This is a genomic window from Arenimonas metalli CF5-1, from assembly GCF_000747155.1.
GTDB classification, from domain to species: domain Bacteria; phylum Pseudomonadota; class Gammaproteobacteria; order Xanthomonadales; family Xanthomonadaceae; genus Arenimonas; species Arenimonas metalli.
Genome location: NZ_AVCK01000037.1, coordinates 1 through 15,665, shown reverse-complemented (window position 1 = coordinate 15,665; position 15,665 = coordinate 1). Strand labels below are relative to the sequence as shown.

Sequence of the window (15,665 nt, the reverse complement as noted above, 5' to 3'; positions counted from 1 at the left end):
CCGCACCGTCGGCGCCGGCGTGGTTGCCAAGGTCATCAAGTAAGAAGGTCCGCCCGTTCGGCGAAGGCCGGGCGGGCAGGGGAATGGCGGGCCGGAAGCGGTCCGCCATCGCCCGTTTAGAGATGCCAATGCGTCAGTAGCTCAACTGGCAGAGCAGCGGTCTCCAAAACCGCAGGTTGTAGGTTCGAGTCCTACCTGGCGCGCCACCCGCACTGGTCGTGTTTCCCGAGGGAGCCGCGACCCCCAACCGGCTCGAGCCGGGCAAGAGCTGATGAACACGAAGGTCGATCAAGCAGAACAGGCGGTCACCGCCGCCGACGTCGCGAAGTACGTCCTTGCCGCCGCGCTCGTCGTGGGCGGCATCGTCGCGTTCTACTGGTTCAGCCAGTGGCCGGGCCCGGTGCGTGGCCTGGTCGCCGCCGCCGGCGTGGTCGCCGCGGCCGCCGTCATGGCGCTGACCGCCAAGGGCCGCCAGGTCCGCGAGTTCGCCTCCGAGTCCCTGTTCGAGCTGCGCAAGGTGGTGTGGCCGACCACGCAGGAGACCCGGAAGATCACCGGCGTCATCCTCGTCGTGGTGGTGATCGTCAGCCTGATCCTCTCGGCCTTCGATTTCGTTATTTCGTGGCTGATCCGGCTCTTGCTGGGCTAATTAGGAGTTATTGAACGTGGCCAAGCGCTGGTATGTCGTCCACGCCTACTCGGGCTTCGAGCATCAGGTGCAGCGCGCGCTGGATACGCGCATCGCGCGCGCCGAGATGCAGGACAAGTTCGGCCAGGTGCTGGTGCCGACCGAGGAAGTCATCGAGATGCGCGGTGGCCAGAAGCGCAAGTCCGAGCGCAAGTTCTTCCCCGGCTACGTGCTGGTGCAGATCGAGACGCACGAGGACGGCGGCATCCCCCGCATCGACGACGACAGCTGGCACCTGATCAAGGAAACCCCCAAGGTCATGGGCTTCATCGGCGGCACCGCCGAGCGCCCGCTGCCGATCCAGGACCGCGAGGCGGACGTCATCCTCCGCCGCGTCCAGGACGGCGTGGACAAGCCCAAGCCCAAGGTCCTGTTCGAGCCGGGCGAGATGGTCCGCGTCACCGAGGGTCCGTTCAACGACTTCAACGGCGTGGTCGAGGAAGTCAATTACGAGAAGAGCCGCCTGCGCGTGGCGGTGCTGATCTTCGGCCGTTCCACCCCGGTGGAGCTGGAGTTCGGGCAGGTCGAGAAGGCCTGACGCGAGGTTTCGCGACAACGTGTAAAGCCGGGGCACGCATTCCACCCGGCACGATGGGGAGCCTGACAACAGGCGCTTGCACCCGGAGAGAAGACAATGGCTAAGAAAGTAGTTGGTTACATCAAGCTGCAGGTGAAGGCCGGCCAGGCCAACCCCTCGCCGCCCGTCGGCCCGGCCCTGGGCCAGCGCGGCCTGAACATCATGGAGTTCTGCAAGGCGTTCAACGCCGCGACCTCCAAGCTGGAGCCGGGCCTCCCGACGCCGGTGATCATCACCGCGTACTCGGACCGCACCTTCACCTTCATCACCAAGAGCACCCCGGCCACCGTGCTGCTCAAGAAGGCCGCCGGCCTGACCTCGGGCTCCAAGCGACCGAACACCGAGAAGGTGGGCAAGGTCACCCGCAAGCAGCTCGAAGACATCGTCAAGGCCAAGGAAGCCGACCTCACGGCCGCCTCCCTGGAAGCCGGCGTTCGCACCATCGCGGGCAGCGCCCGTTCGATGGGTCTCGTGGTGGAGGGCTAAGACATGGCACGTATCTCGAAGCGTTACAAGAACCTCCAGACCCTGGTCACCCCGGGCAAGGCCTATTCGCTGGACGACGCCCTGAAGCTGATCCAGTCGAACTCCAAGACCAAGTTCGTCGAGTCCGTGGACGTCGCCGTCCGCCTCGGCGTCGACGCCAAGAAGTCCGACCAGCAGGTGCGCGGTTCGACCGTGCTGCCCGCCGGTACCGGCAAGTCGGTGCGCGTGGCGGTGTTCTGCCCGGCCGGCGCCAAGGCCGACGAGGCCCTGGCCGCGGGTGCCGACGTGGTCGGCATGGACGAGCTGGCCGACAAGATGCTGGCCGGTGACCTGAACTACGACGTCGTGATCGCGACGCCGGACGCCATGCGCGTGGTCGGCAAGCTCGGCCAGGTGCTCGGCCCGCGCGGCCTGATGCCGAACCCGAAGGTCGGCACCGTGTCGCCGGACGCCGCCGGCGCCGTGCGCAACGCCAAGGCGGGCCAGGTGCGTTACCGCACCGACAAGGCCGGCATCATCCACTGCACGATCGGCAAGGCCAACTTCGAGGCGGAAGCCCTGAAGAACAACCTGCACGCCCTGCTGGGCGACCTGGTCAAGGCCAAGCCGGCCACGTCCAAGGGCCAGTACCTGCAGAAGATCTCCCTGAGCTCGACGATGGGCGTCGGCGTGGTCGTCGACCCGTCCTCGCTGTCGCTGGCCAAGTAAACCGAACACGCCGCCCGGGACGCGTCCCGGGCGGACGATTTTGAAGGCACCGGTGGGAACGCGTCCCGCCGGAGCCATCAAAGACCGCAGGTGCGGTCAGCGCGTGGTGACGTCGGGCACGGAAGCACGACTGGCAAGGATTCGCCGTCGCCACAAGCGGGATCGCTTAATCCGGACTTCGCGAGAAGACGGGCCTGCGTAGATGGTGCCGCCTTCTGGAAATCATTCTGGAAACGGCCACCACCGGGACGCATCCGCGTCCCCGGCGCCGATGGAACGGTGCCGCCCAAGACCGCAAGTGGCAGGAGCCGCGAGCGGAGTCCTATTGGAGGAGTGCAATGGCTCTCAATCTGTCCCAGAAACAAGTAGTGGTCACCGAGCTGGCAGAAGTCGCCTCGAAGGCACACTCCTTGGTCGCCGCCGAGTACGCCGGCACGACCGTGTCGCAGATGACCGCGATGCGCAAGAAGGCGCGCGAAACCGGTGTGTTCCTGAAAGTCGTCAAGAACACCCTGGCTACCCGCGCCGTCGCCGGCACTGAATTCGAGTCCAGCAAGGACGCCCTGGTGGGCCCCCTGCTGTACGCGTTCTCGATGGAAGACCCCGGCGCCGCCGGTCGTCTGATCAAGGAATTCGCCAAGGGCAACGACAAGCTGCAGGCCAAGGTCGTTTCGATCGGTGGCAAGACCTTCCCGGGCTCGCACGTCGAGGTTCTCGCCTCGCTGCCGACCCGCGAGCAGGCGCTTGCCATGCTGGCCCGCGTCCTGGCCGAGCCGGCGACGATGTTCGCCCGTGCGGTCAAGGCCGTCGCCGACAAGCAGGGTGGTGGCGAAGCCGCCCCCGAAGCCGTCGCCGAAACCGCCTAAGCGTCGACCAAACCTTTCCTTTCCAGAAAATTATCCAGAGGTAAACACAATGTCCCTTTCCAACGAGCAGATCGTCGAAGCCGTCGCCGGCAAGACCCTGATGGAAGTGATGGAGCTGGTCAAGGCCATCGAAGAGAAGTTCGGCGTCACCGCCGCCGCCCCGGTCGCGGTTGCCGTCGCCGCCGGTCCGGCCGCCGTGGTCGAGGAGCAGACCGAGTTCACCGTCATCCTGAAGGCTGCCGGCGAGAAGAAGGTCGAAGTGATTAAGGCCGTCCGCGCCATCACCGGCCTGGGCCTGAAGGAAGCCAAGGACCTCGTCGAGGCCACCGGCATCGTGAAGGACGCCGTGTCGAAGGACGACGCCGCGAAGTTCAAGAAGGAACTCGAGGCGGCCGGCGCGACGGTCGAGCTCAAGTAATCCTCAATTGAGTCGCCGGTTGGTATTGGCGACCACCTGAGGCTGGGGGCGAAAGCCCCCGGCCTTTGGCCGTTCCAGCGGCACGGGACGGCGAAAGGCCAGCAACTGATACCGAGTTGCCAGTTGGAAGTAGCGGGAGAAGGCGTGCTGGTGCCGGCAATACCAGCGACTTCCAACTGGCAGTTTGACGTTCCCCCCGGGACCGCGGACGCGCGGCCCACAGATACCCGAGGCGGTAGCTCACCATGACGTACTCCTTCACCGAAAAGAAGCGTATCCGCAAGGACTTCGGCAAGCGCCGGCAGGTCCTTGAAGTGCCGTACCTGCTGGCGATCCAGATGGACTCGTACCGCGAGTTCCTGCAGGAATACGCCCTGTCCGGCCAGCGCGACGACCGCGGCCTGCACGCCGCCCTGAAGTCGGTGTTCCCGATCACCAGCTACTCCGGCAATGCCGCCCTGGAGTACGTCAGCTACAAGCTCGGCGAGCCGCCGTTCGACGAGCGCGAGTGCCGCAACCGTGGCCTCACCTACGGCGCCCCGCTGCGCGTCACCGTGCGCCTGGTCATCTACGACCGCGAGTCGTCGACCAAGGCCATCAAGTACGTGAAGGAGCAGGAGGTCTACATGGGCGAGCTGCCCCTGATGACCGACAACGGCACCTTCATCGTCAACGGCACCGAGCGCGTCATCGTCTCGCAGCTGCACCGTTCGCCGGGCGTGTTCTTCGACCACGACCGCGGCAAGACCCACAGCTCGGGCAAGCTGCTGTACTCGGCCCGCATCATTCCCTACCGCGGCTCCTGGCTCGACTTCGAGTTCGACCCGAAGGACGCCGTGTTCACCCGCATCGACCGCCGCCGCAAGCTGCCGGTCACCATCCTGCTGCGCGCGCTGGGCTACAACAACGAAGAGATCCTGAAGATCTTCTTCGAGGTCAACACCTTCCACATCGCCAAGCAGGACGGCGTCGAGCTCGAGCTCGTGGCCGAGCGCCTGCGCGGCGAGACCCTGAACTTCGACCTCGTGGTCGGCGGCAAGGTCATCGTCGAGGCCGGCAAGCGCATCACCGCGCGCCACGTGAAGCAGCTCGAGCAGGCCAAGGTCGACACCCTCGCGGTGCCGGACGAATACCTGTACGGCCGCATCCTCAGCCACGACGTGATCGACACCAAGACCGGCGAAGTGCTGGCCCTGGCCAACGAAGAGCTCAACGAAGCCAACGTCGCCAAGATGCGCAAGGCCGGCGTGGACGTGATCGGCACCCTGTGGGTGAACGACCTCGACCGCGGCCCGTACATCTCCAACACCCTGCGCATCGACCCGACCAAGACCCAGCTCGAGGCCCTGGTCGAGATCTACCGCATGATGCGCCCGGGCGAGCCGCCCACCAAGGACGCCGCGCAGAACCTGTTCTACAACCTGTTCTTCACCTTCGAGCGCTACGACCTCTCCGGCGTGGGCCGGATGAAGTTCAACCGCCGCGTCGGCCGCAAGGAAGTCACCGGCGCCCCGGTGCTGTACGACTCGAAGTACTTCGGCGAGCGCAACGACGAGATCGCGAAGAACCTGGTCAAGGACCTGGGCGCGAGCTCGGACATCCTCGACGTCATCAAGACCCTTTGCGAGATCCGCAACGGCCGCGGCGTCGTGGACGACATCGACCACCTGGGCAACCGCCGCGTGCGTTCGGTCGGCGAAATGGCCGAGAACGTGTTCCGCGTCGGCCTGGTCCGCGTCGAGCGCGCCGTCAAGGAGCGCCTGTCGCTGGCCGAGTCCGATGGCCTGACCCCGCAGGACCTGATCAACGCGAAGCCGGTGGCCGCCGCGATCAAGGAGTTCTTCGGTTCGTCGCAGCTGTCGCAGTTCATGGACCAGAACAACCCGCTCTCGGAAGTCACCCACAAGCGCCGCGTGTCGGCCCTTGGCCCGGGCGGCCTGACCCGCGAGCGCGCCGGCTTCGAAGTCCGCGACGTGCACCCGACCCACTACGGCCGCGTCTGCACCATCGAGACGCCGGAAGGCCCGAACATCGGCCTGATCAACTCGCTGGCCGTGTACGCCCGCAGCAACAAGTACGGTTTCCTCGAGACCCCGTACCGCAAGGTCGTGGACGGCAAGGTCACCGACCAGGTCGAGTTCCTGTCGGCCATCGAAGAGCATGAGTACGCGATCGCCCAGGCCAACGCCGAGCTCAACAAGGACGGCAGCTTCCAGGCCCCGTTCGTGCCTTGCCGCTTCCAGGCCGAGACCCTGCTCAAGCCGCCGTCGGAAATCCACTACATGGACGTCTCGCCCATGCAGTCGGTGTCCGTCGCGGCCGCGCTCGTCCCGTTCATCGAGCACGACGACGCCAACCGCGCCCTGATGGGTGCGAACATGCAGCGCCAGGCCGTCCCGACCCTGCGGTCGCAGAAGCCGCTGGTCGGCACCGGCATCGAGCGCGCCGTGGCGCGCGACTCCGGCGTCACCGTCAACGCCAAGCGCGGCGGCGTGATCGACCAGGTCGACGCGGGCCGCATCGTGGTCCGTGCCAACGAGGACGAGATCCACGACAACGACGCCGGCGTCGACATCTACACGCTGGTCAAGTACACCCGTTCCAACCAGAACACCTGCATCAACCAGCGCCCGCTGGTGAAGGTGGGTGACCGCGTCGCCCGCGGCGACGTGCTGGCCGACGGCCCGTCCACCGACATCGGCGAGCTGGCCCTGGGCCAGAACATGCTGGTCGCGTTCATGCCGTGGAACGGCTACAACTTCGAGGACTCGATCCTGCTCTCCGAGCGCGTGGTCGAGCAGGATCGCTACACCACGATCCACATCGAAGAGCTGACCTGCGTTGCCCGCGACACCAAGCTGGGGCCGGAGGAAATCACCGCCGACATCCCGAACGTGTCCGAGCAGGCCCTGGGCCGCCTGGACGAGTCGGGCGTGGTGTACATCGGCGCCGAAGTGCGCGCCGGCGACATCATGGTCGGCAAGGTCACGCCGAAGGGCGAGAGCCAGCTGACCCCGGAAGAGAAGCTCCTGCGCGCCATCTTCGGCGAGAAGGCCAGCGACGTTAAGGACAGCTCGCTGCGCGTGCCCCCGGGCATGGACGGCACCGTCATCGACGTGCAGGTCTTCACCCGCGACGGCATCGAGAAGGACAAGCGCGCGCGCCAGATCGAGGAAACCGAGATCAAGCGCGTCAAGAAGGACTTCGACGACCAGTTCCGCATCCTCGAGGGCGCGATCTTCGCCCGCCTGCGCGGCCTGCTGATCGGCAAGGTCGCCAACGGCGGCCCGAACGGCCTCAAGAAGGGCACCGAGATCACCGGCGAGTACCTCGATTCGCTGAAGAAGGACGACTGGTTCTCGATCCGCATGAAGGACGAGGACGCGGCCGAGCTGATCGAGCGCGCCCAGAAGCAGGTCGAGGCGCACGAGAAGGAGTTCGAGAAGCGGTTCCAGGACAAGCGCGGCAAGATCACCGCCGGCGACGACCTGGCCCCGGGCGTGCTCAAGATGGTCAAGGTCTACCTGGCCGTGAAGCGCCGCATCCAGCCGGGCGACAAGATGGCCGGCCGCCACGGCAACAAGGGCGTCGTGTCCACCATCGTCCCGGTGCAGGACATGCCGTACATGGCCGACGGCCAGACCGTCGACATCGTGCTCAACCCGCTGGGCGTGCCGAGCCGAATGAACATCGGCCAGGTGCTGGAAGTTCACCTGGGCTGGGCCGCCAAGGGCCTGGGCCAGAAGATCCAGCGCATGCTCGAGGCCCAGGAGAAGGTCGCCGACCTGCGCAAGTTCCTCGACCAGATCTACAACCATGACCGCAAGCTCGCCGGCGAGCGCGTGGACATGTCGCAGATCAGCGACAAGGAACTGCTGGTCCTCGCCCAGAACCTCACCGACGGCGTGCCGATGGCCACCCCGGTGTTCGACGGCGCGGCCGAGTCCGAGATCAAGGCCATGCTGAAGCTGGCCGACCTCCCGGAGAGCGGCCAGACCATCCTGCACGACGGCCGCACCGGCGAGGCGTTCGACCGCCCGGTCACCGTCGGCTACATGCACATGCTCAAGCTCAACCACCTGGTTGACGACAAGATGCACGCGCGTTCGACCGGTCCGTACTCGCTCGTCACCCAGCAGCCGCTGGGCGGCAAGGCGCAGTTCGGCGGCCAGCGCTTCGGCGAGATGGAAGTCTGGGCGCTGGAAGCCTACGGCGCGGCCTACACCCTGCAGGAAATGCTGACGGTGAAGTCCGACGACGTGCAGGGCCGCAACCAGATGTACAAGAACATCGTCGACGGCGAGCACGAAATGACGGCCGGCATGCCGGAATCGTTCAATGTGCTGGTGAAGGAGATCCGCTCCCTCGCCATCAACATCGAACTGGAAGAGCAGTGATCTGGCGCTGAGAACAGGAGAATCAAATGAAAGACCTACTTAATCTGTTCAACCAGCAGCGTCAGTCGCTGGATTTCGACGGCATCAAGATCGGCCTGGCTTCGCCGGACCTGATCCGCAGCTGGTCGTTCGGCGAAGTGAAGAAGCCGGAAACCATCAACTACCGCACCTTCAAGCCCGAGCGCGACGGCCTGTTCTGCGCCGCCATCTTCGGCCCGATCAAGGACTACGAGTGCCTGTGCGGCAAGTACAAGCGCATGAAGCACCGCGGCGTGGTCTGCGAGAAGTGCGGCACCGAGGTCACCCTGGCCAAGGTCCGTCGCGAGCGCATGGGCCACATCGAGCTGGCGTCGCCGACCGCGCACATCTGGTTCCTCAAGTCGCTGCCCTCGCGCATCGGCCTGATGCTGGACATGACCCTGCGTGACATCGAGCGCATCCTGTACTTCGAGGCCTACGTGGTCATCGAGCCGGGCCTCACCACGCTCGACCGCGGCCAGCTGCTCACCGAAGAGCAGTTCCTGACCGCGCGCCAGGAGCACGGCGACGACTTCGACGCCCTGATGGGCGCCGAGGCGGTCTACCACCTGCTGCGCACCATCGACCTGAGCGCCGAGCTGCTGCGCCTCAAGGAAGAGATCGCGTCGACCAACTCCGAGACCAAGCTCAAGCGCCTCACCAAGCGCATCAAGCTGATGGAAGCGTTCATCGAGTCCGGCAACCGCCCGGAGTGGATGGTCATGACCGTCCTGCCGGTGCTGCCGCCCGACCTGCGTCCGCTGGTCCCGCTGGACGGCGGCCGCTTCGCGACCTCCGACCTGAACGACCTGTACCGCCGCGTCATCAACCGCAACAACCGCCTCAAGCGCCTGCTCGAGCTCAACGCGCCCGACATCATCGTGCGCAACGAGAAGCGCATGCTGCAGGAGTCGGTGGACGCCCTGATGGACAACGGCCGCCGCGGCCGCGCCATCACCGGCACCAACAAGCGCCCGCTCAAGTCGCTGGCCGACATGATCAAGGGCAAGCAGGGCCGTTTCCGCCAGAACCTGCTCGGCAAGCGCGTGGACTACTCCGGCCGTTCCGTCATCGTGGTCGGCCCGACCCTGCGCCTGCACGAGTGCGGCCTGCCGAAGAAGATGGCGCTCGAGTTGTTCAAGCCCTTCATCTTCGCCAAGCTGCAGCGCCGTGGCCTCGCCACGACGATCAAGGCCGCCAAGAAGCTGGTCGAGCGCGAGTCGGCCGAGGTCTGGGACATCCTGGAAGAGGTGATCCGCGAACACCCGGTGCTGCTCAACCGCGCCCCGACCCTGCATCGCCTCGGCATCCAGGCGTTCGAGCCGGTGCTGATCGAGGGCAAGGCCATCCAGCTGCACCCGCTGGTCTGCACCGCGTTCAACGCCGACTTCGACGGTGACCAGATGGCCGTGCACGTCCCGCTGAGCCTCGAGGCCCAGCTGGAAGCGCGCGCCCTGATGATGTCGTCGAACAACATCCTGTCGCCCGCCAACGGCGAGCCGATCATCGTGCCGACCCAGGACGTCGTCCTGGGCCTGTACTACATGACCCGCGCGCTCGAGAACAAGAAGGGCGAGGGCATGGTGTTCGCCAACGTCGCCGAGGTGAAGCGAGCCTACGACAACCGCGTCGTCGAGCTGCACGCCAAGGTGAAGGTCCGCCTCAAGCACGTCGAGGTGGACGAGCAGGGCGAGCGCACCGAGAAGACCTCGATCGTGGACACCACGATCGGCCGCGCGCTGCTGGCCGAGATCCTGCCGGCCGGCCTGCCGTTCTCGCTGGCCAACACCGAGCTGACCAAGAAGAACATCAGCCGCCTGATCAACACCTGCTACCGCATGCTGGGCCTGAAGCACACGGTGATCTTCGCCGACCAGCTGATGTACACCGGCTTCTCCTACGCCACCCGCGCGGGCGTGTCGATCGGCATCGACGACATGATCATCCCGGACGAGAAGAAGGGCATCCTGGCCGAGGCCGAGTCCGAGGTGCTGGAGATCCAGGAGCAGTACCAGAGCGGCCTGGTCACCGCCGGCGAGCGCTACAACAAGGTCGTCGACATCTGGTCGCGCACGAACGAGCGCGTGGCCAAGGCGATGATGGAAGCCATCGGCACCGAGAAGGTGACCAACGCCAAGGGCGAGGTCATCGACCAGAAGTCGATGAACTCCGTCTACATCATGGCCGACTCCGGCGCGCGTGGTTCGCAGGCCCAGATCCGCCAGCTGGCGGGTATGCGCGGCCTGATGGCCAAGCCCGACGGCTCGATCATCGAGACGCCCATCACGGCGAACTTCCGTGAAGGCCTGAACGTGCTGCAGTACTTCATCTCGACCCACGGCGCCCGAAAGGGCCTCGCGGACACCGCGCTGAAGACCGCGAACTCCGGTTACCTCACCCGCCGCCTGGTCGACGTCGCCCAGGACGTGGTGGTGACCGAGTCCGACTGCGGCACCATGAACGGCCTCACCATGACCCCGATCGTCGAGGGTGGTGACGTCGTCGAGCCGCTGCGCGACCGAGTGCTGGGCCGCATCGTGGCCGAGGACGTGTACCTGCCGGGCAACGACGAGGATCCGATCGTCACCCGCAACACGCTGCTGGACGAGGCCTGGGTCGACAAGCTCGAGGCCGCCGGCGTGCAGTCCATCAAGGTCCGCTCCGCGATCACCTGCGACAGCACCTTCGGCATCTGCGCCCACTGCTACGGCCGTGACCTGGCCCGCGGCCACATCGTCAACCACGGCGAGGCCGTCGGCGTCGTCGCGGCGCAGTCGATCGGCGAGCCCGGCACCCAGCTGACCATGCGTACCTTCCACATCGGCGGCGCGGCTTCGCGTGCGGCCGCCGTGGACAACATCACGGTCAAGACCACCGGCGCGGTGAAGTTCAACAACCTCAAGCACGTGCAGCACGCCAACGGCCACCTGGTCGCGGTGTCCCGCTCGGGCGAACTGTCGGTCCTCGACAACCACGGCCGCGAGCGCGAGCGCTACAAGCTCCCGTACGGCGCCGTGATCAACGTCAAGGACGGCGAAGAGGTCAAGGCCGGCAAGACCGTCGCCAACTGGGATCCGCATAACCACCCGATCGTGTCGGAAGTGGCCGGCTTCGTCCGCTTCGTGGACTTCGTCGACGGCGTCACCGTCATCGAGAAGACCGACGAACTGACCGGCCTGGCCTCGCGCGAGATCACCGATCCCAAGCGCCGTGGCTCGCAGGGCAAGGACCTGCGCCCGGTCGTGCGCATCGTCGACAAGAACGGCAAGGACCTCAACATCCCGGGCACCGACCTGCCGGCGCAGTACCTGCTCCCGCCGCGCTCGATCGTCAACCTGCAGGACGGCGCCGCCGTCGGCGTGGGCGACGTGGTGACCAAGGTGCCGCAGGAAGCCTCGAAGACCCGCGACATCACGGGCGGCCTGCCGCGCGTGGCCGACCTGTTCGAGGCCCGCAAGCCCAAGGATCCGGCCGTGCTGGCGGAAGTGTCCGGCATCATCAGCTTCGGCAAGGACACCAAGGGCAAGCAGCGCCTGATCATCAAGGACGCCGAGGGCAACGAGCACGAAGAGCTCATCCCGAAGTACCGCCAGGTCATCGTTTACGAAGGCGAGCACATCGCCAAGGGCGAGACCGTGGTGGACGGCGAGCCGAACCCGCAGGACATCCTGCGCCTGCTGGGCGTCGAGCCGCTGGCGGCCTACCTGGTGAAGGAAATCCAGGACGTCTACCGCCTGCAGGGCGTCAAGATCAACGACAAGCACATCGAGACGATCATTCGCCAGATGCTGCGCAAGGTCGAGATCACCGACGCTGGCGACAGCCGCTTCATGGCGGGCGAGCAGGCCGAGCGGATCCGCGTGGTCGAGGACAACGCCAAGGCGATCGCCAAGGGCGAGCTGCCGGCCCGCTACGAGCCGGTGCTGCTGGGCATCACCAAGGCCTCGCTGGCGACCGAGTCGTTCATCTCGGCGGCTTCCTTCCAGGAAACCACCCGCGTGCTGACCGAGGCGGCCGTCCGCGGCACCCGCGACAGCTTGCGTGGCCTGAAGGAAAACGTTATCGTCGGCCGCCTCATTCCGGCGGGTACCGGCCTGGCGTACCACAACAAGCGCCGCAAGGCCGCCACCCCCGAACTGTCTGACTCTGATCTGGAGACTTTGCGCGCCGTCTCGACGGCCACTGAGACCAACGAAGAAGCCGGTACCGAAGGCTGACTCATTAGCGATGGCAGGCCCGCCACTGGCCTGCCCACATCCGGAAAGAGGGGACAGGACGTTCCCTCGTGTTCGGTTCAAGGACGATGGAAACCAGCGAATCCCCCTGTCATCGGTTTGACAGAGGGATTCAACGCGAATTAAACTCCCGCTTCTCGGTGGGCCGGTTTCCGGCCTGCCGTGTCCTTTTTACCCAGGATTCCAAACGCATGGCGACGATCAACCAGCTGGTGCGCAAGCCGCGTCAGCCCAATACCTACAAGAGCGCCTCCCCGGCGCTGGCCAACTGCCCGCAGCGTCGTGGCGTGTGCACCCGCGTGTACACCACCACCCCGAAGAAGCCGAACTCGGCCCTTCGCAAGGTCGCCAAGGTGCGCCTGACCAACGGCTTCGAAGTGATCTCCTACATCGGTGGCGAAGGCCACAACCTGCAGGAGCACTCGGTCGTGCTGATCCGCGGCGGTCGCGTCAAGGACCTCCCGGGCGTGCGCTACCACACCGTGCGTGGCTCGCTCGACGCCGCCGGCGTCGCCAAGCGTCGCCAGAGCCGCTCCAAGTACGGCGCCAAGCGTCCGAAGTCCTGAGTGCGCGGTTCCATCCGCAGCGCTTGACACCCGATCAACAAAATTTAGGCAAGCATCATGTCCCGTAAAGGTTCTCCCGGTACCCGTTCGATCCTCCCGGATCCGAAGCACGGAAGCGAAGTCGTCGCGCGCTTCATCAACATGGTCATGAAGTCCGGCAAGAAGTCGATCGCCGAGAAGATCGTCTACGGCGCCATGGACGTCATCGGCGAGAAGAACTCCGACGCGCTCGCGCTGGTCGAGAAGGCCCTGGCGAACGTCGCCCCGGCCGTCGAGGTCAAGTCGCGCCGCGTCGGCGGCGCCACCTACCAGGTGCCGGTCGAAGTCCGCTCCTCGCGCCGCATGGCGCTGGCGATGCGCTGGGTGATCGACTCCGCGCGCAAGCGTGGCGAGAACACCATGCCGCGCAAGCTGGCCGCCGAGCTGATCGAGGCTTCCGAGAGCCGCGGTGGCGCGGTCAAGAAGCGTGAAGAAACCCACCGTATGGCAGAGGCCAACAAGGCCTTCTCGCACTACCGCTGGTAACTGACGAAAAGGATTTCAGCCGTGGCCCGTACTACCCCGATCGACCGTTACCGCAACTTCGGCATCATGGCCCACATCGATGCCGGCAAGACCACGACGTCCGAGCGCATCCTGTTCTACACCGGTGTGAACCACAAGATCGGTGAAGTGCACGATGGCGCCGCGACCATGGACTGGATGGAGCAGGAGCAGGAGCGTGGCATCACGATCCAGTCCGCTGCCACCACCTGCTTCTGGCAGGGCATGGACAAGTCGTTCGAGCAGCACCGCTTCAACATCATCGACACCCCCGGGCACGTCGACTTCACCATCGAAGTCGAGCGTTCGCTGCGCGTGCTCGACGGCGCGGTGTTCGTGCTGTGCGCGGTCGGCGGCGTGCAGCCGCAGTCCGAGACCGTGTGGCGCCAGGCCAACAAGTACAACGTGCCGCGCCTCGCGTTCGTCAACAAGATGGACCGCACCGGCGCCAACTTCAACAAGGTCGTGGCCCAGCTGAAGTCGCGCCTTGGCGCGTCGCCGGTCCCGATGCAGGTGCCGATCGGCGCCGAGGACGGCTTCGAGGGCGTCGTCGACCTGCTGAAGATGAAGGCGATCGTCTGGGACATGGCGACCCAGGGCAACACCTTCTCGTACGCCGAGATCCCGGCCGAGCTGCTCGACGAGTGCAAGACCGCCCGTGAGTTCATGGTCGAGGCCGCCGCCGAGTCGTCGGAAGAGCTGATGGACAAGTACCTCGAGCAGGGCGACCTGACCGAGGACGAGATCATCGGCGGCATCCGTGCGCGCACGATCACCTGCGACATCATCCCGATGTTCTGCGGCACCGCCTTCAAGAACAAGGGCGTGCAGGCGATGCTGGACGGCGTGATCCGCTTCCTGCCGTCGCCGCTCGACCGTCCGGCCATCACCGGCGTGGACGAGGACGAGAAGCCGGTCACCCGCAAGGTGGGCGACAAGGAGCCGTTCTCGGCCCTCGCGTTCAAGATCATGACCGACCCGTTCGTCGGTTCGCTGACCTTCTTCCGCGTCTACTCGGGTTCGCTCAACGCCGGCGACCAGGTCTATTGCCCGACCAAGAGCCGCAAGGAGCGCATCGGCCGCCTGCTGCAGATGCATTCCAACCAGCGCGAAGAAATCAAGGAAGTGCTCTGCGGCGACATCGCGGCGGCGGTCGGCCTGAAGGACGTCACCACCGGTGACACCCTCTGCGACCTCAACCACGTGATCACGCTCGAGCGCATGGTCTTCCCGGAGCCCGTCATCTCGATGGCCGTGGAGCCGAAGACCAAGTCCGACCAGGAGAAGATGGGCATCGCCCTCGGCCGCCTGGCGCAGGAGGATCCGTCCTTCCGCGTCCGCACGGACGAAGAGTCGGGCCAGACCATCATCGCCGGCATGGGCGAGCTGCACCTGGACATCATCGTTGACCGCATGAAGCGCGAGTTCAACGTCGAGGCCAACGTCGGCAAGCCGCAGGTCGCCTACCGCGAGACCATCCGCAAGTCGGTCAAGCAGGAAGGCAAGTTCGTGCGCCAGTCCGGTGGTCGCGGCCAGTACGGCCACATCGTCATCGAGATGGAGCCGCAGGAGCGCGGCGTCGGCTTCTCGTTCGAGAACGCCATCGTCGGCGGCGTGGTCCCGAAGGAATACGTCACCGCCGCGGGCAAGGGCATCGAAGAGGCCATGAAGAACGGCGTGCTCGCCGGCTTCCAGGTCGTCGACGTCAAGATCAAGGCCGTGGATGGCTCGTACCACGACGTCGACTCCAACGAAATGGCGTTCAAGGTCGCCGGCTCGATGGCGTTCAAGGAAGCGTTCCAGAAGGCCAACCCGGTCCTGCTCGAGCCGATCATGAAGGTCGAGGTCGTCACCCCCGAGGATTACATGGGTGACGTGATGGGCGACCTGAGCCGCCGTCGCGGCCTGCTGCAGGGCTCCGACGACACGCCGTCCGGCAAGGTCATCAACGCGATGGTCCCGCTGGGCGAGATGTTCGGCTACGCCACGTCCATGCGCTCGATGTCGCAGGGCCGCGCCACCTTCACGATGGAGTTCGACCACTACGCCGAGGCGCCGAGCAACATCGCCGAGCAGGTCATCAAGAAGTCCTGACCCGTTCCAGAAACCAGTCCAAGAATTCAGAGGTAGATAGTCATGTCCAAGGGTAAGTTTGAGCGCACC

Annotated in this window: 11 protein-coding genes and 1 tRNA gene; all 12 read left to right on the top strand. The window is 65.7% G+C overall.

Going from position 1 to position 15,665, the window contains the following annotated elements; all coding sequences use genetic code 11:
- The first annotated feature begins 130 nt into the window (after positions 1-130).
- Positions 131-206, top strand: a tRNA-Trp gene (locus N787_RS10865).
- 65 nt (positions 207-271) lie between these two features.
- The gene (gene secE / locus N787_RS10860) at positions 272-649 is read left to right on the top strand and encodes a preprotein translocase subunit SecE (protein ID WP_034213890.1); all 378 of its coding nucleotides are present in this window, start codon (positions 272-274) and stop codon (positions 647-649) included.
- A gap of 16 nt (positions 650-665) precedes the next feature.
- The gene (gene nusG, locus N787_RS10855; RefSeq protein ID WP_034213892.1) at positions 666-1,226 is read left to right on the top strand and encodes a transcription termination/antitermination protein NusG; all 561 of its coding nucleotides are present in this window, start codon (positions 666-668) and stop codon (positions 1,224-1,226) included.
- Positions 1,227-1,322: 96 nt separating this feature from the next.
- The gene (gene rplK / locus N787_RS10850) at positions 1,323-1,751 is read left to right on the top strand and encodes a 50S ribosomal protein L11 (protein ID WP_034213888.1); all 429 of its coding nucleotides are present in this window, start codon (positions 1,323-1,325) and stop codon (positions 1,749-1,751) included.
- Positions 1,752-1,754: 3 nt separating this feature from the next.
- The gene (gene rplA / locus N787_RS10845; RefSeq protein ID WP_034213886.1) at positions 1,755-2,459 is read left to right on the top strand and encodes a 50S ribosomal protein L1; all 705 of its coding nucleotides are present in this window, start codon (positions 1,755-1,757) and stop codon (positions 2,457-2,459) included.
- A 338-nt stretch (positions 2,460-2,797) separates the two neighbouring features.
- Positions 2,798-3,325 (top strand): 50S ribosomal protein L10, encoded by a 528-nt coding sequence (rplJ, locus tag N787_RS10840; protein ID WP_034213884.1) that lies wholly within the window; start codon positions 2,798-2,800, stop codon positions 3,323-3,325.
- Positions 3,326-3,374: 49 nt separating this feature from the next.
- Entirely contained in the window at positions 3,375-3,743 is a 369-nt protein-coding gene (gene rplL, locus N787_RS10835; RefSeq protein ID WP_034213882.1) for a 50S ribosomal protein L7/L12, read from the top strand.
- Positions 3,744-3,988: 245 nt separating this feature from the next.
- The gene (gene rpoB / locus N787_RS10830) at positions 3,989-8,140 is read left to right on the top strand and encodes a DNA-directed RNA polymerase subunit beta (protein WP_034213880.1); all 4,152 of its coding nucleotides are present in this window, start codon (positions 3,989-3,991) and stop codon (positions 8,138-8,140) included.
- A gap of 26 nt (positions 8,141-8,166) precedes the next feature.
- Positions 8,167-12,375 (top strand): DNA-directed RNA polymerase subunit beta', encoded by a 4,209-nt coding sequence (rpoC, locus tag N787_RS10825; RefSeq protein WP_034213878.1) that lies wholly within the window; start codon positions 8,167-8,169, stop codon positions 12,373-12,375.
- A 209-nt stretch (positions 12,376-12,584) separates the two neighbouring features.
- Positions 12,585-12,959, top strand: coding sequence for a 30S ribosomal protein S12 (rpsL, locus tag N787_RS10820; RefSeq protein WP_034213876.1), 375 nt, complete (start codon positions 12,585-12,587; stop codon positions 12,957-12,959).
- Positions 12,960-13,016: 57 nt separating this feature from the next.
- Complete coding sequence (gene rpsG / locus N787_RS10815) at positions 13,017-13,484, top strand: 30S ribosomal protein S7 (protein ID WP_034213873.1); 468 nt, start codon at positions 13,017-13,019, stop codon at positions 13,482-13,484.
- Positions 13,485-13,505: 21 nt separating this feature from the next.
- Positions 13,506-15,596, top strand: a complete 2,091-nt coding sequence (fusA, locus tag N787_RS10810) for an elongation factor G (protein ID WP_034213871.1) — start codon at positions 13,506-13,508, stop codon at positions 15,594-15,596.
- The last annotated feature ends 69 nt before the right edge of the window (positions 15,597-15,665 follow it).